General features: G+C 65.9%; 23 protein-coding genes and 1 pseudogene. 17 read left to right on the forward strand and 7 right to left on the reverse strand.

Annotated features, from left to right (window positions below; all coding sequences use genetic code 11):
• The first annotated feature begins 66 nt into the window (after positions 1-66).
• Together KF796_21595 and KF796_21600 are read left to right on the forward strand one after the other, a co-directional pair.
• Positions 67-1,344, forward strand: coding sequence for an aromatic ring-hydroxylating dioxygenase subunit alpha (locus KF796_21595; protein MBX3589235.1), 1,278 nt, complete (start codon positions 67-69; stop codon positions 1,342-1,344).
• A 77-nt stretch (positions 1,345-1,421) separates the two neighbouring features.
• Positions 1,422-2,420 carry a tripartite tricarboxylate transporter substrate binding protein gene (locus tag KF796_21600; protein MBX3589236.1) on the forward strand — a complete coding sequence of 333 codons (999 nt, stop codon included), beginning with the start codon at positions 1,422-1,424 and terminating at the stop codon, positions 2,418-2,420.
• Positions 2,421-2,425: 5 nt separating this feature from the next.
• Here the strand turns inward: KF796_21600 and KF796_21605 are convergent, their stop codons facing one another.
• A complete protein-coding gene (locus KF796_21605; GenBank protein MBX3589237.1) occupies positions 2,426-2,887 on the reverse strand; it encodes a MarR family transcriptional regulator in 462 nt (153 codons plus the stop codon).
• 95 nt (positions 2,888-2,982) lie between these two features.
• Here KF796_21605 and KF796_21610 point away from each other — a divergent pair, with 95 nt between their 5' ends.
• The 6 genes from KF796_21610 (at position 2,983) to KF796_21635 (ending at position 9,346) form a co-directional block, all read left to right on the forward strand.
• Complete coding sequence (locus KF796_21610) at positions 2,983-3,948, forward strand: oxidoreductase (GenBank protein ID MBX3589238.1); 966 nt, start codon at positions 2,983-2,985, stop codon at positions 3,946-3,948.
• A gap of 753 nt (positions 3,949-4,701) precedes the next feature.
• On the forward strand, positions 4,702-5,409 hold the full coding sequence (locus KF796_21615; GenBank protein MBX3589239.1) for a helix-turn-helix domain-containing protein: 708 nt from the start codon (positions 4,702-4,704) through the stop codon (positions 5,407-5,409).
• A 220-nt stretch (positions 5,410-5,629) separates the two neighbouring features.
• The gene (locus tag KF796_21620) at positions 5,630-6,505 is read left to right on the forward strand and encodes a tripartite tricarboxylate transporter substrate binding protein (GenBank protein MBX3589240.1); all 876 of its coding nucleotides are present in this window, start codon (positions 5,630-5,632) and stop codon (positions 6,503-6,505) included.
• Positions 6,506-6,568: 63 nt separating this feature from the next.
• Complete coding sequence (locus KF796_21625) at positions 6,569-7,774, forward strand: Rieske 2Fe-2S domain-containing protein (protein MBX3589241.1); 1,206 nt, start codon at positions 6,569-6,571, stop codon at positions 7,772-7,774.
• Positions 7,771-8,238 (forward strand): nuclear transport factor 2 family protein, encoded by a 468-nt coding sequence (locus tag KF796_21630; protein ID MBX3589242.1) that lies wholly within the window; start codon positions 7,771-7,773, stop codon positions 8,236-8,238. Before KF796_21625 ends, KF796_21630 begins: the two co-directional genes overlap by 4 nt.
• 352 nt (positions 8,239-8,590) lie before the next feature.
• Positions 8,591-9,346 (forward strand): TSUP family transporter, encoded by a 756-nt coding sequence (locus KF796_21635; GenBank protein ID MBX3589243.1) that lies wholly within the window; start codon positions 8,591-8,593, stop codon positions 9,344-9,346.
• Positions 9,347-9,562: 216 nt separating this feature from the next.
• On the opposite strand, the gene KF796_21640 is transcribed toward KF796_21635, so the two are convergent.
• Both KF796_21640 and KF796_21645 read right to left on the reverse strand, forming a co-directional pair.
• Positions 9,563-9,973: a hypothetical protein gene (locus KF796_21640; GenBank protein ID MBX3589244.1), complete on the reverse strand. Its 411-nt coding sequence runs from the start codon at positions 9,971-9,973 to the stop codon at positions 9,563-9,565.
• Positions 9,974-10,058: 85 nt separating this feature from the next.
• Positions 10,059-10,955, reverse strand: a complete 897-nt coding sequence (locus tag KF796_21645) for a LysR family transcriptional regulator (GenBank protein MBX3589245.1) — start codon at positions 10,953-10,955, stop codon at positions 10,059-10,061.
• A 52-nt stretch (positions 10,956-11,007) separates the two neighbouring features.
• Here KF796_21645 and KF796_21650 point away from each other — a divergent pair, with 52 nt between their 5' ends.
• From KF796_21650 to KF796_21670, 5 genes and pseudogenes are all read left to right on the forward strand, one after another.
• Positions 11,008-13,917 carry a molybdopterin oxidoreductase family protein gene (locus tag KF796_21650; protein MBX3589246.1) on the forward strand — a complete coding sequence of 970 codons (2,910 nt, stop codon included), beginning with the start codon at positions 11,008-11,010 and terminating at the stop codon, positions 13,915-13,917.
• A pseudogene (locus KF796_21655) lies at positions 13,914-14,564 on the forward strand (4Fe-4S dicluster domain-containing protein). The gene KF796_21650 and the pseudogene KF796_21655 overlap by 4 nt, the downstream one beginning before the upstream one ends.
• A 110-nt stretch (positions 14,565-14,674) precedes the next feature.
• On the forward strand, positions 14,675-15,607 hold the full coding sequence (locus KF796_21660) for a dimethyl sulfoxide reductase anchor subunit (GenBank protein ID MBX3589247.1): 933 nt from the start codon (positions 14,675-14,677) through the stop codon (positions 15,605-15,607).
• Positions 15,604-16,875, forward strand: a complete 1,272-nt coding sequence (locus KF796_21665; GenBank protein ID MBX3589248.1) for a SulP family inorganic anion transporter — start codon at positions 15,604-15,606, stop codon at positions 16,873-16,875. The genes KF796_21660 and KF796_21665 overlap by 4 nt, the downstream gene beginning before the upstream one ends.
• Positions 16,876-17,142: 267 nt before the next feature.
• A complete protein-coding gene (locus tag KF796_21670) occupies positions 17,143-17,517 on the forward strand; it encodes a hypothetical protein (protein ID MBX3589249.1) in 375 nt (124 codons plus the stop codon).
• A gap of 284 nt (positions 17,518-17,801) precedes the next feature.
• Here the strand turns inward: KF796_21670 and KF796_21675 are convergent, their stop codons facing one another.
• Positions 17,802-18,236 carry a hemerythrin domain-containing protein gene (locus tag KF796_21675; protein MBX3589250.1) on the reverse strand — a complete coding sequence of 145 codons (435 nt, stop codon included), beginning with the start codon at positions 18,234-18,236 and terminating at the stop codon, positions 17,802-17,804.
• A 365-nt stretch (positions 18,237-18,601) separates the two neighbouring features.
• Here KF796_21675 and KF796_21680 point away from each other — a divergent pair, with 365 nt between their 5' ends.
• Both KF796_21680 and KF796_21685 read left to right on the forward strand, forming a co-directional pair.
• Entirely contained in the window at positions 18,602-18,877 is a 276-nt protein-coding gene (locus tag KF796_21680; protein MBX3589251.1) for a hypothetical protein, read from the forward strand.
• 51 nt (positions 18,878-18,928) lie between these two features.
• Entirely contained in the window at positions 18,929-19,435 is a 507-nt protein-coding gene (locus KF796_21685; GenBank protein MBX3589252.1) for a winged helix-turn-helix transcriptional regulator, read from the forward strand.
• Between the two features lie 26 nt (positions 19,436-19,461).
• On the opposite strand, the gene KF796_21690 is transcribed toward KF796_21685, so the two are convergent.
• Both KF796_21690 and KF796_21695 read right to left on the reverse strand, forming a co-directional pair.
• Positions 19,462-20,709 carry a Rieske 2Fe-2S domain-containing protein gene (locus tag KF796_21690; GenBank protein MBX3589253.1) on the reverse strand — a complete coding sequence of 416 codons (1,248 nt, stop codon included), beginning with the start codon at positions 20,707-20,709 and terminating at the stop codon, positions 19,462-19,464.
• Positions 20,710-20,738: 29 nt separating this feature from the next.
• Positions 20,739-21,719 (reverse strand): tripartite tricarboxylate transporter substrate binding protein, encoded by a 981-nt coding sequence (locus KF796_21695; protein ID MBX3589254.1) that lies wholly within the window; start codon positions 21,717-21,719, stop codon positions 20,739-20,741.
• 169 nt (positions 21,720-21,888) lie between these two features.
• Here KF796_21695 and KF796_21700 point away from each other — a divergent pair, with 169 nt between their 5' ends.
• A complete protein-coding gene (locus KF796_21700; GenBank protein MBX3589255.1) occupies positions 21,889-22,851 on the forward strand; it encodes a TauD/TfdA family dioxygenase in 963 nt (320 codons plus the stop codon).
• A 21-nt stretch (positions 22,852-22,872) separates the two neighbouring features.
• On the opposite strand, the gene KF796_21705 is transcribed toward KF796_21700, so the two are convergent.
• Positions 22,873-23,019, reverse strand: a complete 147-nt coding sequence (locus KF796_21705) for a hypothetical protein (protein MBX3589256.1) — start codon at positions 23,017-23,019, stop codon at positions 22,873-22,875.
• Between the two features lie 358 nt (positions 23,020-23,377).
• On the opposite strand from KF796_21705, the gene KF796_21710 reads away from it, so the two are divergent.
• Positions 23,378-23,869: a heme-binding protein gene (locus tag KF796_21710; protein MBX3589257.1), complete on the forward strand. Its 492-nt coding sequence runs from the start codon at positions 23,378-23,380 to the stop codon at positions 23,867-23,869.
• Positions 23,870-23,949 lie beyond the last annotated feature (80 nt).

Consider the following 23,949-nt stretch of genomic DNA (forward strand, 5'->3'; position numbering starts at 1 on the left):
CATTGACAGCCCGCGGGCGCCATCGAATAATAGCGAACCGCAAGTAATTTTCGTCCGAGGTCACACATGCTGAATTCCGAGAACAATGAGATCCTCACCCGCGTCGGCCCCGGCACTGCCATGGGTGGCCTGTTCCGGCAGTTCTGGCAGCCCGCGCTTCTGTGCGAGGAGCTGCCGGCGCCCGATTGCGCTCCGGTGCGGGTTCGGCTGATGGGCGAGAACTTCGTTGCCTTCCGGGACTCCAGCGGGAAGGTCGGGCTGCTGGACGCGCATTGCCCGCACCGCCTGGCCGAGCTCTTCTTCGGGCGCAACGAGGAGGGCGGCCTGCGCTGCGTGTACCACGGCTGGAAGTTCAGCGTCACCGGCGAGCTGCTGGACATGCCGAGTGAACCTGCCGGCAGCCCGATGCGGTGCAATCCGAACATTCGCGCCAAGGCATACCCGGTCCACGAAGCCGGCGGCATCGTCTGGGCCTACCTGGGCCCGCAGGAGTCCATCCCGCCTTTGCCGCAGATGGAATTCATGGGCCTGCCGGCACAGAACTTCTACACCTCGAAGTGCCTGATGAAATGCAATTACCAGCAGGCGCTGGAAGGCAGCATCGATACAGCGCACCTCACCTTTCTGCACCGGTCCATGGCACCCATGCAGAAGGACGTGTTCAACGTCGGCCACCTGCAGGAGTACGGCGACGCCGACGGGGCGCCACGCTTTTTCTGCGAGGACACCGAGTACGGCATGCGCATCTCTGCGCGCCGGGACGGAGGCGAGGACACCTACTACTGGCGCATCACGCAGTGGCTGATGCCCGCGGCCGTGCTGGTGCCGACAGCCGAAGGCCTGGTCTGCAGGGCCAACCTGTTCATCCCCATCGACGATGAGAACTGCTGGTGGTACCGCATCCGCTACCACGCCGGACGTCCTCTGAGCGACGATGAACTCGCCGAGTACAAGGGCGGCGGCCTCGACTACGCGAAGCTGGTTCCGGGAACGTACATCCCCGAAGGCAACCGCGCCAACGATTACCTGATGGACCGCACCCTCCAGAAGAGCGGCTCGTTCACCGGCATCCTGAGCGCCCAGCTGCAGGACCTCGCAGTGCAGGAGAGCCAGGGCGCGATCGCCGACCGGACCAAGGAACACCTGGGCTCCTCGGATACCGCGATCGTCAAGTGCCGCCGGCGCCTGATCGAATCCGCGAAGAGGTTCGCCACGGAAGGCACGATCCCGGCGGCCGTCGCGCGCGCCGATCTGTACAAGCGGCGCGCCGTCGCCATACTCTTGCCCAAGGAGATGACCGCAGACCAGGCGGGAACCCATCCTGCGACCTTGCCGAGCGCCTGAGCGCGCCGCTGCAGTGGTCGGGCGCGCGCCGCCGAAGGGCGCGCCCGTGCATCGCCACCAATCCAAAGGAGACTCCGGTGAATGTTCTCGTGAAGTTCCGCCAAGCCCTCGCCCTGGCTGCCGCTGTAGTGGCGACCGCCTGTGCGTTTGCGGCGCAGGCCCAGCCCAGGGATTCCTGGCCGTCCAAGCCGATCCGCTTCGTGGTCCCGTTTGCCGCAGGCGGCTCAATCGACGTAGTGGCCCGTCTGATGGGCCGGCACTTGGAAGGACGGCTCGGTCAAAACGTCGTGGTGGAGAACCGCCCCGGCGCAGGTGGAACCGTCGGTGCGGACTTGGTGGCGCGGGCCGCGGCCGACGGGCACACCTTCCTGTTCACGGCGCAGGGGCCGCTGGTGCTCAATCCCTTCCTGATGAAGCGCCTGCCTTACAACGCCGAAACTGCGTTCGCGCCGGTCACCATCGTGGCCGAGGCACCGAATGTTTTGGTGACCAACCAAGCGTTCCCGGTGTCGAGTTTTTCCGACTTGCTTGCTTTTGCCAAGTCAAACCCGGACAAGATGACGTTTGGCACGCAAGGAGTGGGCACCACCGGGCACGTCACCGGCGAACTGATCAATCAGCTGACTGGGCTTGGTCTCACTCACGTTGCCTATCAGGGGTTTCCTCCCGCCCTGACGGACGTTCTGGCCGGGCGGGTCGGCATGATGATCGGGGACACGATCAATCTCGTGCCGCGCATCCGATCCGGCCAGCTGCGTCCCATCGCGATCGCGTCTGCCCGACGCAGCACCGTGCTGCCGCAGGTGCCGACCTTCGCCGAGGCGGGTCACCCTGAAATCGTCTCGGGCCCATGGTTCGCGGTGCTGGCACCCGCAGGCACCGGCATCGAGATCCGTCGCAAGCTCTCCGATGAGATGCGCCAGATCCTGAATCAGGGTGAGGTCCAGGAGAAGTTGAAGGAACTCGGCGTGGAAAGCCGAGGGATGACTCCGGAGGAGTTCGATGCCTACCTGAAGGCCGAGTACAAGCGCTGGGGCGGCGTGATTCGCAAGGCGGGGATCACGCTGGACAAGTGACCCGGCTACGGATCGCAGGCGCCAAGCCTGCCGGCTCGGCTTTCCAGCAGGGACATGGTGGTGAAGAAGGTACTCAGATCATCGGCGGGAATCCCGGCGAGAAGGTCGGCTTCCACCAGGTTGATCATGTCCTCCACCTGCCGGTGGACTTTCCTGCCGGTGGCCGTCAGGCTCAGTCGCAATCGCCGGCGGTCCTCGGGGTCCACGCCCTTCTTGAGGTAGCCCTGTTCGACCAGCTTGTCGATCGCCCGGCCGACGAAGAAGGCATCGGTGCTGGTGCGCTCGGCGACCTGCATCGCCGAGAGGGGCTCGTAGCGTCCGATGACGGCCATGACACGCCAGCTGGTCACCGTCAGGCCGAACTCGCTCTTCCACCACGGGGCGAGATGGCGTGTGATGCGCGATGCCACCGACAGGCAGCGGTAAGAGATTCTGTTTTCAAGAGGCACACGGGGAGCGTTGCGCATGCGCAGATTCTACGGATCGGGACAGCCGCGTCGGCTGCCGGTCCGCAGCGCGGCGCGAGCATTTCTTCGTCTGCCAGTCGGGAGAAGTCGAGACCATGAATGCGCAAATGCTGCAAGTGCGCGTGGCGCGCAAGATTGCCCTTGCGCTGGACATTGCCTTGTTCGAACTGGTGAGCACCGACGGCAGGGCACTGCCTCCGTTCTCTGCGGGCTCGCACGTGGACGTTCTGTTGCCCTCTGGTGTCACGCGCCAGTACTCGCTGTGCAACGATCCGGCGGAGTCGCACCGCTACCAGATTGCCGTGCTCAAGGACCCGCGGGGTAGGGGAGGGTCGCGCGCGATGCACGAGCTCGTGCGCGAAGGTGATGTGATCACCATCAGCGCACCCCGCAACCATTTCCCACTCACTCCGGGTGCCGAGGAGACCTTGCTGATCGCTGGCGGCATCGGCATCACGCCCTTACTGTGCATGGCCGAGCGGCTGTACGTGCTCAAGCTGCCTTTCACCCTTCATTACTGCACGCGTTCGGTGGAACGCACAGCGTTCCGGGAGCGCATCCAGCAGGCCGGCTATGCAGCGCACGTGCAGTTGCACCTTGACGACGGCCCGCAGCAGCAGAAGCTCGATTTGCCCGCGCTGCTGCGCACGCCACGGCGCGGAGTCCACATCTACACCTGCGGCCCCCAGGGTTTTATGGACGCTGTGCTGTCCAATGCGCGCAGCAGCGGCTGGCCGCAGGACCAGCTTCACTACGAGTTCTTCAGCGCCGCGCCGCAGAAGCTGGCCACCGACGGAAGCTTCGAGGTCAAGCTAGCCAGCTCCGGTCGAACCATCCGCGTTGCGGCCGACGCCACCGTGACCTCGGCGCTTGCGGCCGAAGGTATCCTGGTGCCGACCTCATGCGAGCAAGGCGTGTGTGGGACCTGCCTCACACGCGTGCTCGAAGGCGAGCCCGACCATCGGGACATGTACCTGACGCCGCAGGAGCAGTCCGCGAACGACCAGTTCCTGCCTTGCTGTTCCCGCTCCAAGTCAGCTTGCCTTGTTCTGGACCTTTGAGGCCGACGACGCGGCTGCGCCGCGTGGGCCGGAAGCCCGAGCGCGAGGAGTCGACCGGATGCCCAAGGCCGCTAGCGAGATCCTTGCGCCAAGCGCGCACGCCAGCCCGCCCCTGCTGCAAGCCTGGCTTTTTCAGGACGTCCGCTCGATGCCGCCCCCCGCAAGCGGACCGCACGCGCTCCTGGGAGCGCTTGCTTGGGCCGGTGGGCTATTGCGGATCTTGGCCATCGCGTACAGCGCAAAAAGACCAGCGGCCGCCAACCAAGCAGGGGCAGCCGCATCATCGCAGTCCAGCGCACTGGCTACATCGCTGACCTGCAGGGATGCCGGTTCACCCGCCCGGCCATCGCGGCGGGCTCCTGACGCCTGCGCACGGCGCGCGAACTCCGGGCCAGCAGGCACTTGCAGGAGTTCGAGTCGCATCGCCATCGGAAGCGCTTGCCACTGTTCCCGCGACAGCCGCAGACCGCATTCCTCCAGCTTGTGGGCGTACGGCGAGCGGCAGCCGGCGATTTGCAACTCCGTCGCTGCTGCTGCTCTGGCTCACACAAGCAGGGCAGGGCCGGTTCTGCACCTTACTCCACACCGAGAAGCACCTCGACGAAGATGATCACTTTGACAGGCAGGCGCTCGCCCTTTTCACTGGGTGCGTGTCATTGATCGGTAAGTCTCAGCAAGCATCCTATGGCAGAGCTGCATCCGAAGTCGCACCCCCCCACAAGCCCGATGTCGAGTGACAGCTCGGTGCGTTCCGTGGAACGCGCCATCGATGTGCTCTTCAGTTTCACACAACAGGAGCCGGTTCTCGACATTCCTGCGCTGCAGCAGCGCACCGGGCTGTCCCGACCCACTCTCTACCGACTGTTGCGAACACTGGAAAGCAGGGGGCTGATCTACTCGTTCGGCAACCCGCTACGTTTCCAACTGGGCGCCCGCATCGGCTTGCTCGCGAGCACGTGGACGCCTGCGCCTCCGCTGGTCACGCTGGCTGCCGGCCCACTGGAGCAGCTTTGGCGCAGCACCCAGGAAACCGTCGCGCTCATGATGCCCGTCTCCGCTTCCCATCGCATGTGCGTCTTCGAGCGGAAGAGCCCTCAGGCCCTCTCGTTCAGCCGCGGAGTGGGTTACACCGAGCCGCTGCACAACGGTGCCAGCGGCAAGGTCATACTGGCGCACTTGACGCCGGACCAGCGGCGGCAGTCGCTCAGCAATCTCAGCCGCCGTGCACGCGACCAGATCGCCCGTGACATCCAGACCGCGCTCCAGGACGGTGTGCTCGTGACGCACGCTGAAGTGATGGCGGGGACGGTGGCCGTCGCCTCGCCGGTGCTGACAAAAAGCGGCCAGCCGGTGGCGGCAGTCTGCGTGTTCGGGACGGAGATGCGGCTGCGCGGCGCCGCACTGCGCTCCTGTCGCAGCCAGACCGCCAAGGCGGCGCGCGACATCTCGACGCGACTCTGATCTGTCCACGCTCCGGACATTTTGAGGGTAACCCGCAAGACCCCGGCCCGCGGGAACGACTAGAGTAGGCCGGCAATCAACGATCGCAGCCGCGTCGACAGACGCGCCATCATCCTCCTCTAGGCTTCCCATGCGCCAAATATTCACGCTGATTTGCGTTGCTTCGGCCGCTCTGGCCTCACCCCTTGCGTTCGGGCAATCCTGGACACCGAGCAAGCCCGTGCGCATCGTCGTGCCGGCATCGGGCGGAACGGTTGATCTCGTCGCGCGTGCCGTGATCCCGGCGTTGCAGCAGGCTCTCGGTCAGCCGGTGATCGCCGATGCGAAACCAGGCGCGTCGGGCAACATTGCCGCTACCCTGGTTGCGAAGTCGCCGGGTGACGGTCACACCATCCTCACCGGTTTCAATCCGCTCGTCATCAGTACGTTCCTCTCAAAGAACCTGCAATACGATCTGCAGAAGGATCTGAAGCCGATCACGCTGGGTGTTACCTCCGAGCAGGTCCTGGTGGTCAACTCTGAAGTCCCAGTGTCCACCTTGGCTGAGTTCGTGGCGCTCGCGAAGAAGTCCGATGGGAACATGAACTTCGGATCCATCGGCACCGGCAGTGCGTCGCACCTCACGATGGAGCTGTTCAAGTCCCGTGCGGGCGTCGAGATCAAGCACATCCCCTACAAGGGGGCTGCCCCCGCCATGACCGATCTCCTCGGCAAGGTGACCCACGCAGGGGTATTTGCGGCGGCAAACGTCATTCCCTACGTCAAGGACGGCCGGCTCAAAGCGCTCGCGGTCACCGGCAGCAAGCGGCTGAAGGCGCTTCCCAATGTCCCCTCCATGGCGGAGGCAGGCTTCCCGAATTTCAGTGCCACCATCTGGATCGGTTTCCTTGCTCCGGCCAGCACGCCGGACCCGGTGGTGCGCGACATGCAGCAGCAGTTCGCGCGGGCGCTCATGAGTCCCGGAGTGCAGAAAAACATGGAAGCCAACGAGTTCGACGTTGTTGCGAACTCACCGGAGGAATTTGCAAAGTTCCTGAAGCGGGAAGCTGAAACCTGGGGCAGGGTCGCCAAGCAGGCGGGCCTCGTCGCCGAGTAGCGTTACCGGCCACCGATTTTTTCCAAGGCGCGCGCTCCGCGCCGAACCAAGCAGGTACATCCCATGCAGAACCCTGGCCACTTGCCTCCGGCATTGCCGCCCACCCACTATCTGGACAACCGGATCTTCACCGATCCATCCATCTTCCGGGAGGAACAGGAACGTCTGTTCTCCAAGGTGTGGCAGTTTGTCTGCCATGAGAGCGAGCTGCCGAACAGCGGTGACTTCCGCACCACGCAGGTCGCGGGAAAGCCACTCATCGTGGTCCGCGACGAAAGCGGCAGCATCCGAGCCTTCTTCAACGTCTGCCGGCATCGTGCCGCGGAAGTGGTGCGTTCCGAGTCCGGCAACGCGCGCTCGTTCACTTGCTTCTACCACCACTGGAACTACGGGTTGGACGGAAGCCTGCGAGCGGTCTCCAAGCCGGAAGGATACGAGCGCGCATGTCTAGACAAGGCTGCGCTCGGCCTCGTTCCGGTGAGGACCGAGTCCGTGCTCGGGCTGGTCTTCACCTGTCTGGATCCGCAAGCGCCTGCGTTGAGGGAGTACCTCGGAGAAATCCTCCGCCCATTGCAGGACCCACTCGGGTCGGTGCCGATGCAAGTCATCCACTTCCACAAGGCAGTGGTCAAGACGAACTGGAAGCTCTGGCAGGACAACAACAGCGAACGCTATCACAGCATGCTGCACGCGATCAACCGGGCGACGCAACCCTGGGTGTTGGGCAAGACCAGCCCGATGAAGCTGCGCCTGTTTCCCAATGGCCATAGTGGCTACTGGTCCGAGGGCGAGGCCGCCGTCGCGTACGAGCGCGGCGGCTACACCAATGTGACCGGGGGCACGTTGCCGGGCATGCGCGACAATGAAATGCGGGTGGTCAACTTGTTTCCTGATCTGATGGTGAATATTCGCTCGAACGTGGTGCGGATCGACCGCATGATTCCGATCGACGAGCAGCACACGATGGTCGAATGGCGGGGGCTTGGTGTCGCCGGCGACGATGCCGAGACGCGGGAGCTAAGGCTGCGCCATCACAACATGTTCTGGGGCCCGGCGGGGCGCAACCTGCCGGAGGACCTGATTGCGGTGGAATCGCAGTACCGTGCCATGCGTGCCGACGCAGTCCGCTACAGCATTCTCGCGCGAGAGGAAGACCTCAATCCGACGGACGACGCGAACCTGCGAGCCTATTATCAAGAGTGGAACCGGCTGATGGGGCGAAGCGCGTCAGCACCGTTCGAGGCGCACGCACAAGAGGTGACGCTGTGAGCTACGAGAATCTTCTGGACGCGTTCGAGGTGCAGCAGTTCATCCAGCGCACGGCCGCGCTGTTGAACGCCGAGAAGCTTTCCGAATGGCTGGAGCAGTTCCATTCGGATGGCTTGTACGAGATCACCGCGTACAGCACTGAGCTTGGCAAGGAGCTGGCATGGTGGAAGCAGGAATTGCCGCTGCTGCAAAAAACCATCTCGGAGGTGCCGAGACACGTGCGTGATCCGGCCAAGCGTCTGCACGTGCTGGGACCGCCGCTGGTGAGCGTGACGGGTGACGCGGCGCGAGGGCAAACGGCCTTCTCGGTATTTCGCACCCTGCCAACAGGGGAGACCAGCCTCTTCGTGGTGGGCCGCTACCTTGACGAGCTGGTGCGGGTCGGGAGCGGCTGGCGCTTCAGCGTCCATCGGGTGCAACTGGAGACACGCGTCCTCGATGCATTTACGCATCTGCCGCTGTAGATGTCGCAGCCAAGCGGTTGCTCACAACGCGAATGCTCCTGATGGGCGGCTTGCAATGTCGCGGAGTGTTGGCCAAACGGCGAGTTCGTACGTGACGAATGCCCAGGTATCGTCGCAGAGCGAAGCTTGAGCCAGGCTGCCGACTGAACATTGAGCGAGGGCTAGATGCCTTCCGCGAGCGTTCGGCACGCGATAAGCCTCGAGATCGAATGCTTTCCAATGGTGAACACCTTTGAACGCTGGACATGCAACGAATGCACACCCCGCTGGTTCGGCAAGCCATTCAGGTGCTGAGGACACTCCAGATCATTTCCGGTCGCCCAGGGTTGCACTTTCCTGGCGAGAGGGGCGCATGAGCGGCGCCCAGGTCGCACTGTTCATCGCTTTCGTGGTGGTCGCGACCCTGGCGCAGGGGCTGACAGGCTTCGCGTTCGTGCTGGTACTGCTTGGGCTCGCCGGCCTGTTCCAGCTTGCGCCCGTGACCGACCTGGCGAACGTGGCAACCACGCTGGCCGTGCTGGGCGCGGCGGCAATGCTGCGCACCTCGCTGAGACACGTCGACCGTACTGCCTATCGCGAGGCGGTGGCTGGATCCGCGCCGGGGGTTCTCGCCGGTGTGCTGTTGCTACAGTGGCTGAGCGCAAACGTCATGACCGTGTTGGGCGTGCTGCTCGGCGTGACCATCTTCGCATGCGCGATCACCATGTTGCGGCCGGGAAACGTGCTGCCAGTACGGTCCAGCGGCATCTGGTTCGGCGGCTTCGGCCTGCTCTCGGGAGTGCTGGGCGGCCTGTTTTCGGCCGGCGGCCCCCCGCTTGTGTACCACTTCTACCGACAGCCCATGGCAATGGAAGCACTGCGGGCCACCTTGGTCGCCGCGCTGACCACGATGAGCGTGATGCGGATTGTCGTCGTCCTGGCAACGGGACAGTTCAGCCTGCTTGCGCTGAAGATGATCCTGCTCGCCGCCCCTGCGGTGCTGGGGACGTCCTGGCTGCTGCGACGCTATCCCCCCCGCTGGCGACGCGAGACGGTGCTCAGGATCGTGTGCGTGTTGCTTCTCGCCACCGGCGTCAGCATCGCCGCCTCAGCCCTGCTGGGACGTTGAGTCCGCACGCATGAGGAACCTGTGCAGGCGCGACTGCGCGGCATCGATGAGGCGGCACACTACCGCCGCGTGTCACGCGGGTCGATGATTGTCCTCCACGCTGAAGGCTTCTGCAGTGAGGAACGAGGAGGTGAGCTCGCTCAGTTCCGCCTCCAGCTCGCGTTCGCGTTGCTTGGGATCGGCCGCCGCACTGATTCGCGCTTGTACGCGTCCCCTTCACCGCGCAGCGAGCCCCACTCCGCCGGCGGCCACCCAAGTTTTAGCCCGATTCCGCCTGCTGAGAACATAGTGCGCAAAAGGCGTCGCAGCGGCGAGCCAAGCACCGGCCGCGGCGGCATCGCAGTCCAGCGCCTGGGCGACCTCGTAAGCCTCCAGGCGCGCCGGTTGCCGCAGGCGCGTGTCGCGACTGGCGCCGGCCTGGAGCGCGCACAGCGCGAAGTCCGCGCCGGCAGGCAAGTGCAGCAGTTCCGCACGCGTCTCCAGCGGCAGCGCTTGCCACTCGAGCAGCGACAGCCGCAGCCGGCAGCCGTCCAGTTTGTGGCGCACAGCGAGCGGCAGCCACAGCAGGCAGCGAGCTTCGTCGGGTTCGAAGGAGAGGCAGGCGGTGGGCCCCACGTCGGGTCGCATACGGCCAGCATAGCGCCCGCCTGGAGTTCGAGAACGCAATATTCAGGTCGCATTGACCTGAATAATCGATCGTCCTCGGGCCGTGTCAGTCCGTCGTGCAGTGGCGCAGGAACCCTTCGGCTGCGGCGCCCAGCTTCTTCGCCCGGTGCAGCACGATGGAGAGCGTGCGCTGCATCGGCGGCAGGGTTGTGGCAAGCTCCACCAGCCACCCCTCGGCGATCGCCTCCTTCACCGCCAGCCGCGACAGGCACCCCAGGCCCAGTCCTGCGGCCACGACGCGCTTGACCGCCTCGTTGCTCCCCAGCTCGAGCTCCACCTCCATCTGTGTCAGATGCGGGATCAGCCAGCGGTCCGAGGCTTCCCGAGTGCCAGAGCCGGGTTCGCGCAGGACCCAGGTGGCATGGTTCAGCTGGCGTGCGCCGGCGCGGCGTTCCGCCAACGGGTGGCCGGCGGCGGCGACCACGACGATCTCATCGCTGCGCCACTTGCTGACCGAGAGCTCCGGGTGGCTGTGGGTCCCCTCGATGAAACCGATGTCGGAGCGGAACGAGGCGACCCGCTCGAACACGTCATGCGTGTTGGCGATATCCAGCAGCACGTGGCTGCGCGGGTTCGCCTGCTTCCACCTGGCGATCAGCACCGGGAGCAGGTACTCGCCGATCGTGTAGCTGGCGGCCAGCCGCAGCGACGCCGCATGGGCCGCGGTGAACAGGGCTTCCGTCTCCACCGCCTGCTCCAGGATTCCGGCCGCGCGCGGCAGCAGGGCCCGCCCATTCTCGTTGATGACCAGCTTCTTGCCCACCCGGTCGAAGAGCTGCGCACCAAGCACGGCCTCCAGCTCGCCGAGCGCGTTACTCGCGGCCGACTGCGAGCGCGAGATCTCGTCGGCCGCGGCCCGCGTCGTGCCGCCGCGCGCCACCGCCGCGAACACCTCCAGCTGGCGCAGCGTGAGCTTCAGTCTCTGATCGATTTTCTGATTCACTGCGACCGGAATTATGCGGCACGCGAATCTGTGCGCTGTCTAGCATAAGCTTATGTTCAAGTTCCTCTCCAGCGAGCCGGTGCACGATGCAACCGCGAGCAGCACCGCGGACACCGAGGTCAAGACGACTACGTGCTACATGTGTGCCTGCCGCTGCGGCATACGCGTGCACCTGCGCGACGGGCAGGTCCGGTACATCGACGGCAATCCCGACCACCCGATCAACAAGGGCGTGATCTGCGCCAAGGGCAGCGCGGGAATCATGAAGCAGGTATCGCCTGCGCGCCTGACGCAGCCGCTTCTGCGCAGGCCAGGCAGCGAGCGGGGCGAGGGTGAGTTCGAGCCGATCTCCTGGGAGCGCGCCTACGAGCTGCTCACCGAGCGCCTGGGCCGTATCCGCGCCACCGATCCGAAGAAGTTCGCCCTGTTCACCGGGCGCGACCAGATGCAGGCCCTCACCGGCCTGTTCGCGCGCCAGTTCGGCACACCGAACTATGCGGCGCACGGCGGCTTCTGTTCGGTGAACATGGCTGCCGGCATGATCTATTCGGTCGGCGGCAGCTTCTGGGAGTTCGGCGGCCCGGACCTGGATCGCGCCAAGCTGTTCGTGATGATAGGCACCGCGGAAGACCACCACAGCAACCCGATGAAGATCGCCTTGGGCGACTTCAAGCGCAAGGGCGGCCGCTTCATCTCGATCAACCCCGTGCGCACCGGCTATTCGGCGATCGCCGACGAGTGGATTCCGATCCGCCCCGGCACCGACGGCGCACTGTTCATGGCGCTGCTGCACGAACTGCTCGCGCAAGGCCTGGTCGACCGGTCCTTCCTGCAGCGGTTCACCAATGCGCCGCAACTGGTGGTGCTGGACGAGGGCGAGCGCGAAGGCCTGTTCGCCTTCGATCCCGCCGCCGGCCCGCCCGGCGACGGCCGCCACCCGCACAACAAGCTGGCATGGGACCTGGCCAGCGGCCGGGTGGTGCAGGCCTATCCGGAAGGCGTGCAGGAAGGGCGCCAATTGGCGCTGGAGGGACACTACAAGCTGGCGGACGGGACGCGTGTGGCGCCAGCCTTCCAGCTGTTGCGAGACCGCGTTGCCGACACCACGCCCGAGTGGGCAGAGGACATCACTGGCATTCCGGCCGAGCGCATCCGCCAGCTGGCGCGGGAAGTGGGGGAGACGGCGCTGCACCAGGCCTTCGAACTTCCCATTCCATGGACCGATGCGTGGGGGAAGCGGCACCCCACCACCCAAGGGCGGCCGGTGGCCTTCCACGCCATGCGCGGGCTGGCGGCGCATTCCAACGGTTTCCAGACGGTGCGCGCGCTGGCGGTGCTCATGAGCGTGCTGGGCACCATCGACGCCCCCGGCGGCTTCCGCCACAAGGCGCCGTACCCGCGCCACATCGTGCCGAACTACCGGGCCTTCAACGACCCGTCCATGATCAAGCCCAACACGCCGCTGAACGCGGCGCCGTTGGGTTTTCCCGCCGGTCCCGACGAATTGGCGGTGCACGAGGACGGAACGCCGCTGCGCATCGATCACGCGTTCTCCTGGGAGCACCCGCTGTCGGCCCACGGGATGATGCACAACGTCATCACCAACGCGGTGCGCGGTGACCCCTACGAGATCGACACCCTGTTGATCTTCATGGCGAACATGGCGTGGAACTCCACCATGAACACCATGGAGGTGCGCAAGAAGCTCAACGCGCGCGGCGAGGACGGCAACTACAAGATTCCGTTCCTGGTGGTGTGCGATGCCTTCCAGAGCGAGATGGTCGCCTTCGCCGACCTGGTGCTGCCGGACACTACATATCTCGAGCGGCACGACGTCATGAGCATGCTGGACCGGCCGATCTCAGAGTACGACGGTCCGGTGGATTCCGTGCGAGTCCCCGTGGTGGAGCCCACCGGGAACTGCAAGCCGTTCCAGGAGGTGCTGATCGAGCTGGCCTCGCGCCTGAAGTTCCCCGCCTTCACCCAAGAGGACGGCACGCGCAAGTTCAAGGACTATCCCGATTTCGTCGTCAACTTCCAGGCCCAGCCGGGCGTGGGCTTTCTCATGGGCTGGCGCGGCAAAGAGGGCACTGAGCACCTGCGCGGCGATCCCAACCCCCGGCAGTGGGAGATGTACGCCAGGAACAACTGCGTTTTCCAGTACCACATGCCGGAAGACCAGCAGTACATGCGCAACTGGAACCAGCCTTACCTGGACTTCGCCAAGGACAAGGGCTGGCGGCAGCGCAACGACCCGGTGCAGCTGGCCATCTACTCGGACACGCTGCAGGCCTTCCGGCTGGCCGCGCAGGGCAAGAGCAAGGGCCGCCAGCCGCCGGAGCACCTGCGCGAGCGCATCGCCACCTACTTCGATCCGCTGCCGTTCTGGTATGCGCCGCTGGAGACCGCCTGCATCGACGCCGACCGCTACCCCCTGGCGGCGATCACCCAGCGGCCGATGGCGATGTACCACTCCTGGGATTCGCAGAACGCCTGGCTGCGCCAGATCCACAGCCACAACTACCTGTACGTGAACCCGCGCACCGCGCAGGAAGCTGGCATCGAGGACGGCGGCTGGGCCTGGGTGACCAGCGCCTGGGGCGAGCTGCGCTGCATGCTGCGCTACAGCGATGCGGTGGAGCCGGGCACGGTCTGGACTTGGAACGCGATCGGCAAGGGTTCCGGCGCCTGGCAGTTGGCGCCTGCCGCCGACGAGTCACGCAAGGGCTTCCTGCTCAATCACCTGATCACGGAGGAGCTGCCCTTTGCCGGCGGACACATCAGCAACTCCGACCCGGTTACCGGCCAAGCCGGCTGGTACGACGTGCGGGTGAACCTGCGCCCGGCGGCCCCCGAAGAACCAGCGGAAACCTTCCCCCAGATTGCAACCGTGCCGAGCGCCCCAGGCGTGCTCGGCGGCGCCCGCAAGGTGCTTGCCTACCTCGTTCCCAGGAAGCCATGAACCCAGTCCAGCCAGCCCCCGAAACACTGGCCAAGCAGCTCGCTCTGGTCATCGACCTGAATGTCTGCGTCGGCTGCCATGCCTGCGTCACCTCGTGCAAGGAGTGGAACACCTCGGGCGCGGCCGGCCCGCTGACAGACCTGAATGCTTACGGCGAGCGGCCCACCGGCACCTTCTTCAACCGGGTCCAGACCTTCGAGGCCGATAGCTACCCGGACACGCAGACCATCCACTTCCCCAAGAGCTGCCTGCACTGCGAGGACCCACCCTGCGTGCCTGTCTGCCCTACCGGTGCCAGCTACAAGCGCAAGAGCGACGGCATCGTGCTGGTGGACTACGACAAGTGCATCGGCTGCAAATATTGCAGCTGGGCCTGCCCCTACGGCGCCCGTGAGTTCGACGAGGAACGCAAGGTGATGACCAAGTGCACCCTGTGCGTGGACCGCATCTACGACGAGCTGCTGCCGCCGCAGGACCGCAAGCCGGCCTGCGTGAAGGCCTGTCCGACTGGCGCCCGCCTGTTCGGCGACGTCAAGGATCCGGACTCCGAGGTATCGCAGGCGATCCGCGAGCGTGGCGGCTACCAGCTGATGCCTGAGTGGGAGACCCAGCCGGCCAACCACTACCTTCCGCGCCAGGTCACCCGGAGCACGGCGCCGCAGGCGCAGCCGAAGTTCCGGCTGGGCGATTTCCTGAAGGGCGAACCGGCGTCCGGCAAGCACAAGCCAGGCAGCGGTGCGTTGGAAAAAGACGCCCGATGAAGCCAGCCCTCTCGATCATCCTTTTCACCACGATCGCCGGCGCCGCCCAGGGGATGGTGGTGGCACTGGCGTTGGCCACTCTGGCCGGAATGGCGCCCGCCACGGCGCTCGCCCCCCTGCTTTGGGCGGCCACCGGCATGTTGCTGGTGGCCCTGGTCGCCTCCTTCTTCCATCTGGGGCATCCGCTGCGCGCCTGGCGTACGGTGCTGATGTGGCGCACCTCCTGGATGTCGCGCGAGGTGATCGTGCTGCCGGCGTTCATCGCGCTGGTAGGCGGCTGGGCGCTGCTGGCCACACTGGCGCAGCGCGACGCGGTGGCGCCGCACTGGCTCGCCGGAATGGCGATCGTCGGCGCCGTGCTCCTGTGGTACTGCACCGCGATGATCTATGCCTGCATCCGCTTCATCCAGGAATGGGCGCATCCGCTCACGGTGGTGAACTACACGACGCTCGGCCTGGCCTCCGGCTTTGTCACGGCCGGCGCGCTGGCGGTAATGGCGGGGGAACCCGGGTTCGCCTCCGACATCGCCCCCTGGGCGCTGGCGGCCACGGCGCTGGCGTGGTTCACCCGCACGCTGTCGCTGCGCCGCAATGCGCGGCTGAAGCCGAAGTCCACCACCCAGACGGCGACCGGCATCCAGGCGGCGCGGGTGGTGCAGAAGTCCATGGGCATGACCGGCGGCTCCTTCAATACGCGAGAGTTCTTCCATGGGGCTTCGGCACACGCAATGCGCATGGCGCGGACAGGCTTTCAGGTGCTGGCCTTCGCACTGCCGATCCTGCTGCTTGCCTGGGCGCTGCTGAGCGGCTCGGCGCTGGCGTGGCTGCTGGCGCTGGGATCTCAGGCAGCAGGCCTGCTGGCGGAGCGCTGGTTCTTCTTTGCACAGGCACGGCACCCGCAGAACATCTACTACCAGGCAGTGTCGTGACGCCGGCGCTGCCCTTCCTGCGCTGGCTGCCGCAGTGGCGGCAGAAGGACGTGCTGCGGGCGGACCTGCTGGCCGGCCTGACCGGGGCCATCGTGGTGCTGCCCCAGGGCGTGGCCTTCGCCACGCTGGCGGGCATGCCGCCCGCCTACGGCCTCTATGCGGCGATGATGCCGTGCGTGATCGCCGCGCTGTTCGGCAGCAGCCGCCTGATGGTGACGGGGCCGGCCAATGCCATCTCGCTCACCACCATGGCGCTGGTGGCACCGCTGGCGGCGGTGGGCAGTTCGCAGTACGTGGGCCTGGTGCTCACGCTCACGTTCGTGGTGGGGGCGCTGCAGTTGCTGCTGGGGATGGCGCGCGTCGGCAAGTGGGTTGAGCTGGTGCCGCATGCGGTGATCGCCGGCTTCACCGCCGGCGCCGCCGTGCTGATCGTCAACAGCCAGGTCGGCACGCTGCTCGGACTCGACCTGCCGCGCGGGCTATCGGTGGCGCAGACGCTGCGGGCGGTATTCACGACCGGGCAGTCCATCCAGGCGCTACCGGTGATCGCCGCCATGGCCACCATCCTGATCAATTTGGCGGCGCTGCGGCACAGCCGCTGGATACCGCCGATTTTGATGGCAGTGATCGGCGGCACCGCCATCACCTGGCTCGCCGCCGGCCTGCTGGGCGCGCAGCCGGCCACCGTGGAGGCGCTGCCGGGGGCGCTGCCGCCGCTGTCGCTGCCCGACTTGCGCCAGGTGCCGAACCTGGTGCTGCCGGCGCTGGTGATGACGCTGCTGGCGGTGACCGAGGCGATGGCGATCGCCAAGGCGTTCGCGCGGCGCGCCAACGAGCCTTTCGACGGCAACCAGGAACTGGTCGGCCAGGGGCTGGCCAACCTGACCGGCTCCTTCTTCTCATCGTATCCAGCCAGCGGTTCATTCAACCGCTCCGGCGTGAACGTGGCGGCCGGCGCCCGCACGCCGCTGGCGGCGGTCAGCGCCGCCGTGCTGCTGATCGTGATCCTGTCCTTTGTCGCGCCCTGGGCGCGCTGGCTTCCGCTGGCGGTAATCGGGGGGCTGCTGGTGGTCGTGGCGTGGGGGCTGGTGAACCCGCGCGAGATCCGGCACCTATGGAAGCATGAGCCGGTCGACCGGCTGCCGATGGTCGTGACCTTCGCCGGGACGGTGACGCTGTCGCTGGAGTGGGCGATCCTCCTCGGACTGGCGACGGCCTGGGTGTCGCGGCGGCTGGCGGGCCCGGAGACGGGGAGTGGGAGCTTGTAGGGGGGAGGCAACTCGGCCGCGGACCACGTACTTCACGGTCGCCGGCAGGAGCTGCTTGATTCCCGCAGCCCGGCGTCCCGCATCGCATGGCCCTGCGGCTTATCCAGTACCGCGTCCGGCAGTAAACGCTGAACAGCCCGACCGGGGCTTTGTTCATCTAGACGCGTCCGGTTTTGCGATTTACCGGCTAAAACCGAGGCGCGGTCTGTAGCTGGAGAGCACCACCAGCAACCGTGAAATTGCCGCGCGCAACGAGATGCGCGTCAGATGCAACTTCGGCCAACGAGAGCACCGGCGTGGTTCACCCGCACGCTGTCGCTGCGCCGCGATGCGCGGCTCAAGCCCAAGTCCACCACGCAGACCGCCACAGGCATCCAATGCGGCGCGGGTGGTGCAGAAGTCGATGGGCATGACTGGTGGCTCGTTCAACACGCGCGAGTTCTTCCACGGCGCCTCGGCCCCCGCAGTGCGCATGGCTCGGGTGGGCTTCCAGGGCTGCCCGCCTGGGCGCTGCTGTCCGGCTCGGCGCTGGCTTGGCTGCTGGCGCTGGCCTCGCAGGCGGCCGGCCTGCTGGCCGAGCGCTGGTTCTTCTTCGCCCAGGCGCGCAATCCGCAGAACATCTACTACCAGAGCGTGTCGTGACCTGCTGCCCTTCGGGCGCTGGCTACCGCATTGGCAACGGAAGGACGTGCTGCAGGCCGACCTGCTGGCCGCCCGTCAGATCACAGCAACCCTTAGCCTGTGCATGCACGCTGCGGCAGTTCTGCAGCAACATAAGATTCCCGTGGATCTGAGGTGCCGCGTGTCCGGTCCACTTGCTGCTTGCGATAGTCAGCGGCCAAGAAAGGAACCCGGCTCTTGCCACCGTACCCGTTCTTCCCAAGCAGGCTGGCCGCCGAAGGAATTCGCGCCGCGGGCGCGCGAGCTCAGGCCTTTGGGCGGCGGCTGATCTGAACGGGCGCTCCGCCGAAGCGCTGCTTCGAACGATAGGTTGCAACGCCGGCATCCATCTCCTGGACGTGGTGCGGCAGCCAATCGAGCAGTTCCACGGATAGGCTCTGCACCACCCGCTGCTTCATTTCGGGCGGATGGGCGGCGCCGACCAGCACCTCCCGGACTTCATCGAAGGACTTCAGCACGTTGGCATGTTCGTCCAAGTGGCACTTCGAGTTGCCATCCTTCATGTCGCGCAGGTGCTCGTCCTCCATGGCGAAGTGCTGCGCCGCGTGCGCGCGCAATGCGTCGAGGGCAGGCACCATGTCGTCCGCGGATGCGCCCAGCAGGCGCGTGATGAGCGCGTGCAACTCTTCGTGGTCGCGGTCAAGGGTTTCCTCTCCCAGCTTGAGTTCGGATTTGTCCATAGCGTAATTGGACCACGAGTCGTGCCGGGCTGCCTCAGCCGCAGCTCGTCGCAGCCGAGGCAAGCCATGCGGAGCTCCTGCAGTGCGGCTGGCGAACTGCACTCGTCCTAGCAGCGGTTCCCGCGCGATTCCCTTTGAGCTTTCAAAAGGGGGCGCTCGTCCGTGGCGAGCTGCTGGAGGGCACGGGCCGGGAACGGTCCGTATCAATAGAGGCTACAGGCACACGCCATCCGAGTCTTCCTGCGCTGCGGCCGGGATCGAGTGTGAAGGAGGTTTGCACTCGAACGTGCACTTGAGAGCTGGTCACCACTGCCGGCCTGAAGTCCACCACGCAGACCGCCACCGGCATCAATGCGGCGCGGGTGGTGCAGAAGTCGATGGGCATGACCGGCGGCTCGTTCAAAACGCGCGAGTTCTTCCACGGCGCCTCGGCCCGCGCAGTGCGCATGGCCCGGGTGGGCTTCCAGGTGCTGGGCTTCGGGCTTCCCCTCCTGCTGCTCGCCTGGGCGCTGCTGTCGGGCTCGGCGCTGGCCTGGCTGCTGGCGCTGGCCTCGCAGGCGGCCGGCCTGCTGGCCGAGCGCTGGTTCTTCTTCGCCCAGGCGCGCCATCCGCAGAACATCTACTACCAGGCCGTGTCGTGACGCCGGCGCTGCCCTTCGTGCGCTGGCTGAAACGTGCGCGAAAATCCCCCTGTGAGCATCCCACCCTCGCGCCCGGCGCCTGTCGGCGCACAAGGCAAGCCAACTCTGAAGGACCCGCAGGAAATCGAGGATTTCCTGCTGTACCGGCTTTTTCGTATCACGCACGTCGGCCTGCGTGGGACGGACGACATGTACAAGCGGGAACTCGGAATCTCCCGCCGCGAATGGAGGCTCCTGGCGTACCTCGCCCGCACGCCGGATGCGAGCCTGAAGGCCCTGGCGGCGGACGCGGGCATCGACGTGGTCGTGGCGAGCCGGACCGTCGCCGACATGCATTCGCGTGGGCTGGTGGACAAGCGACGCTCCCCGGGCAACAAACGCCTGGTGTGCCTGCGCCTGACCGACGACGGTGTCCAGATCCACGGCAAAGCCAAGCTGATGGCTGCGGCTTACAACCGTGAGCTCGCAGAGTGCCTGACCCACGACGAGGCGTCATTCCTCTTCGAACTGCTGACGAAGCTGGAGCGGCAGGCAGCTCTTCTCACTCGCGACAGGTAGCCTTGGGCCCGTGTCCCCCAAGTGCGTCAGAGGCTTGAACGCACTTCGTCGAACGTCATGCGGCGCGGTCTGGTGACCGCAAATGCATAGCCGCCGAACAACTCAGGGCGGCTGGCGGACGGCGGCAACTGCCGCTCGCTTTGATGGCTGCGCACCGCCTCCAGCAGCATACGGCGGCATTGCGCGATGGGCATGTCGGAAGGCATCAGCTTCTCGCGGGAGCGATCATGCACGCGTCCCTGGCTCTCCTGCACCGCCAGATCTTGCAGCTGCGCGCTGCGAATACCGGTGAAGGACGCACGCCGCTGCAAAGCACGGTCCTGCAGGTAATCGTTCTCGCGCGACCCGCGCGGAAGGTAGGAACCGGGCACCAGCGGTGCATAGTCCTCGCCGACATCCCTGTAGCTATCCAGTTCGGCAGCGGTCAGCGGCCGGTCCTGGTGCCAGCGAATCCGGTACCACCAGCAGTTCTCGTCGTTGATCGGGATGAACAGGTTGATGCGGCTCACGTTGCCCGGCGCCGTGGGCACGATCACGAAGCACGGCAACAGCCACCGCGCGACACGCCAGTACGCGTTCTCCGCACCGGCGTCACGGCGCGCGCCGATTTGCAAACCGTAGTCGGTGCGCTCGGCGAACAGCGTTGGACGTCCGTCCTCGTCCGAATAACGGATCATGTCGCCGATGCCGAATACGTCGGAGCTGGTCTCCCCTTCCTTGTGCAGGAAGGAGATGTGCGAGTAGTCGATGCTGCCTTCGAGCGCCTGCAGGTAGTTGCAGCGCATCAGGCACTTGGAGACATACGTGTGCTCGCCAGGAACCACAGTGAACGCCATGGCCGGGGGCAGCGCATGCGGCTCGCCTTTTCCCATCCATGCCCATACGATGCCGCCCCGCTCCTGCGTCGGGTAAGCCGTGGTGGAGAGTCGTTGCATCTGCGCCGGGGTGCAGCTGTCGGTCGGGACATCCACGCACCTTCCGCCGGCATCGAACTTCCAGCCGTGGTAGATGCAGCGCAGGCCCCCCGCCTCGTTGCGGCCGAAGTAAAGCTCCGCCCTGCGATGCGGGCAAAAGGCGTCGAGTAGGCCGACCCGCCCGCTGCTGTCGCGAAACGCGACGAGATCCTCGCCAAGCAGCCGCACGCGCGCTGGGGGGGCGTCAGGCGCCGGCAGCTCCTTGGAGAGCAGCGCGGGCATCCAGAACTCCCGCATCAGTTCGCCCATGGCCGTGCCCGCGTCAGTCCGCGTGAGCAGGTCGTTCTCTTCCGCTTTCATCGTTTTCCCCCTCGGGCGCGACGCCGCGTTCATTCCTTGTCGATCTTGATTTTCTTCAGCGCTTGTTCCCAACGAACCGTTTGCTGCTTGAGCATGGTGTCCACCTGCTCCGGGGTGCTCCGGTCGGAGATCATGGCGCCGGCTTGCGCGAGACGATCGCGCACGCCTGGATCCGCGAGTGCCTTCGTGAATTCCTCATTCAGCCGCTGCCGAACGGCTGCTGGCGTCTTCGACGGCGCGACGAGAGCGTACCAAGACACGACCTGCGCATCGGGGAAACCCGCTTCGGCGAAGGTGGGCACGTCGGGCAGATCTTTCACGCGGGTCGGCGAAGCAACCGCTAGGGCGCGCAGCGATCCGCTCGCGACGTGGCCGCGGGCGACGGACATGGGGGACATGGCGAACGCGAGGCGCCCCGTCAGAAGATCGGGCATGCCCGGCGGCACGCCCTTGTACGCAATGGGCTGCAGTTCGATGCCAGAACTCAGCCTTAGCATCTCGGTGTTGAGGTGCATCGAGGTTCCAACGCCGGGCATCAGGTAGTTCAGCTGCCCCGGCCGCTGCTTCGCGTACTCCACGAACTCCTTTAGCGTCCGCACCGGCAGCGATGCGGGCACCAGCGCCACCACCGGCGCGTTCACGAGTTCCACGATGCCGCTGAAATCGTCGGCCGGATGCCAGGTGCTCTTGCCGGCCGTCAGTCCGGGATTGGTGACGTGGCTAAGCGTAGCCAGCAGCAGCGTGTAGCCGTCGGCCGGACTGCGTGCGACGTGGGCAGCGCCGATCGATCCGCCCGCGCCCGGACGCGCTTCGACCACCACCGGCACTCCCCAGTTGGCGCTGACCTTCTCCGCAATGATCCGCGTGAGCACGTCGGGCGAACCGCCTGCGGGGAACGGGACGACGATCGTCACCGCCCGTGCGGGGTAAGCCTGCGGCAATGCCGGCGTTCCGAAAACCATGGCCAGCGACGCCATGAGCAGCGTACCGAGCATCCTGCGATTCGTCATCGAGTGTCTCCTGTGGGAAAGCCTGTTGGCAGAGTATATGCTCCAAGCGGCCACGTCGGTGGCGGGACACTTGACGAGCACAATCGTTTTCCGCTGCGGAGGTGACGATTGACTTGGTCAATGGGAAGAGCCGAACGTAGCATCCGCCCACTTCCGCATCGGACACGACATGACCCAGACAGACAACAGCGCCATCGTTGCCACGCCCCTGAACGGGCACATCGGGGCCGAGATCTCTAACATTGACTTGGGCCGGCCCCTGGCGCAAGCCGATTTCGACGCGCTGCAGGCAGCACTCGCGCGCTACGAGGTGCTCGTCTTTCGCGACCAAGACATTTCGCTCGAAGCCCAGATCGCGTTCGCGAAGCGGTTCGGCAACCTGTCCACGCATCCGTTCGCGACGAACCTGCCCGACGTGCCGGAGGTGATCGAGTTCGACAACTCCGGCCGCAACCCCGCCGGGCCGACCGACTCGTGGCATTCGGACGAGACATTCCGCGCCCGCCCGCCAATGGCCACCATCCTGCGGGCTAAGGTCGTGCCACCCTATGGCGGCGAGACGGTGTTCGCCAGCATGACGGCCGCTTACGACGGCCTGAGCGAGCCCATGAAGGTGTACGTCCACCGGCTGCGGGCGCGGCACGACTTCAAGCCCTGGCGCCACATGTTCGCGGGCTCCAAGGCTGCGCGCATGAAGCTCATCGAGCTGGAGGACGAATTTCCAAACCCCATGCACCCGATCGTGCGCATCCACCCGGTGACCGGACGTCGCGTGCTATTCGTGAATCCGCAGTTCACTGTCGGCATTGAGGGGCTAAAGGAAGACGAGGGCCAGACCATCCTGAACTTTCTGTACCGCCAGGCGATGGTCCCCGACTACCAGCTGCGCTTGAAATGGAGGCCGCACACCATCGTGATGTGGGACAACCGGTCCACCCAGCACTACGCGCCGCACGACTACTATCCGCACCGCCGCAACATGGCGCGGCTTACCGTCGAAGGCGGCCCCGTGGATGGCCCAGTCGGCGATTACGAGCCTCAGCCGGAGAACCCGCTGAAGCTGGCACAGCCGCCGTCGCGGGAAACCGACGAGAAGAAGATGCTGCGACCGTTCGAGCGCGCGATGATGTGAGCCTGCACGCAAGAAGCCCGCTCAGCGCGGCACTTGCGTTCGGCTGTCCGCCTGCCTGAGCATTCGCCGGAAGGCGATGAGCACGATCGCCCGCCGGATCGCCATCGGCATGAACAACCATTGCACCGGCACATGCTGCAGCATCCAGTTGGTGGTGGCGATGCTCACGATGGTGAGTGCGAACGCAATTGGTACGTGAGGACGGAGCCAACATCTTCTGCGGATGCGTGCCTGGCGGCCAGCGCGGAGAACTGCGGCGAGTCGCCGACCACCGTCGCGCCCAGGAACAGTGGGGGCGACGCGCGCGCTGCCTACGCGCTCGCTCCAGTGCCCGCGCGGCAGAGCCGATCGCGCCGCTGGCCATCACGAGGAAGGACGACGGCGACACCTAGCCCGGATATTTCGCGAGCCTAGGTGGCTGCCTAAATCTTGAGCAGTTTCGGGGGTCCGCGGAATTCGTGCGGGTTGGAGGCAGGCTGGTAGGCCTCTTTTTCTGCCGCCCAGGCGTACTACCCCCTTACCCCCGTTGTTTGTCGGCGTGCCGAGGACAGCACTATGCGAGGTTCTACGGGGCCAGGGCACGCGCTGCCATGAGGAACACGTGCTTCGGTCCCTCACCCCAGAGGCTGCGTTGCGGGCCGCCCAGGCTGCCCTGCAAAGTTGCGCGCGCACAGGCTATCAAGTGGGCGGCGCGGTCAGCGACCGTGCGGGCCACTCCCTGGTCATGCTGCGCGATCGCCTCGCTGGACCGCATACGCCGGAAACTGCGTTGAACAAGGCCTATGCCGCGGTCACGTTCAAGATGGACACCCTGGCGTTCGCCCGTGCCACCCAGGCTACGGAGGTATCCTCGGGAATCCGGGAACTGCCGCGCGTGGTCGCCATCGGCGGTGGGCTGCCTATCGAGTCCGCCGGTTCACTGGTGGGCAGTATCGGCGTGTCGGGTGCGCCCGGCGGAGATGCCGATCACGCCTGCGCGCCAGGCATCGCCGCCATCAACGACGATCTCGAGTTCTGAACCCCGGCCAGGTCGTCGTGGCGGAGACAAAGCTGTGGCGCAACAACCGTGAGGCAAGGCGCAGCGTGCTGGCCTATGGA

Origin of the sequence: Ramlibacter sp., assembly GCA_019635435.1 — a bacterium.
GTDB lineage: Bacteria > Pseudomonadota > Gammaproteobacteria > Burkholderiales > Burkholderiaceae_C > JAHBZM01.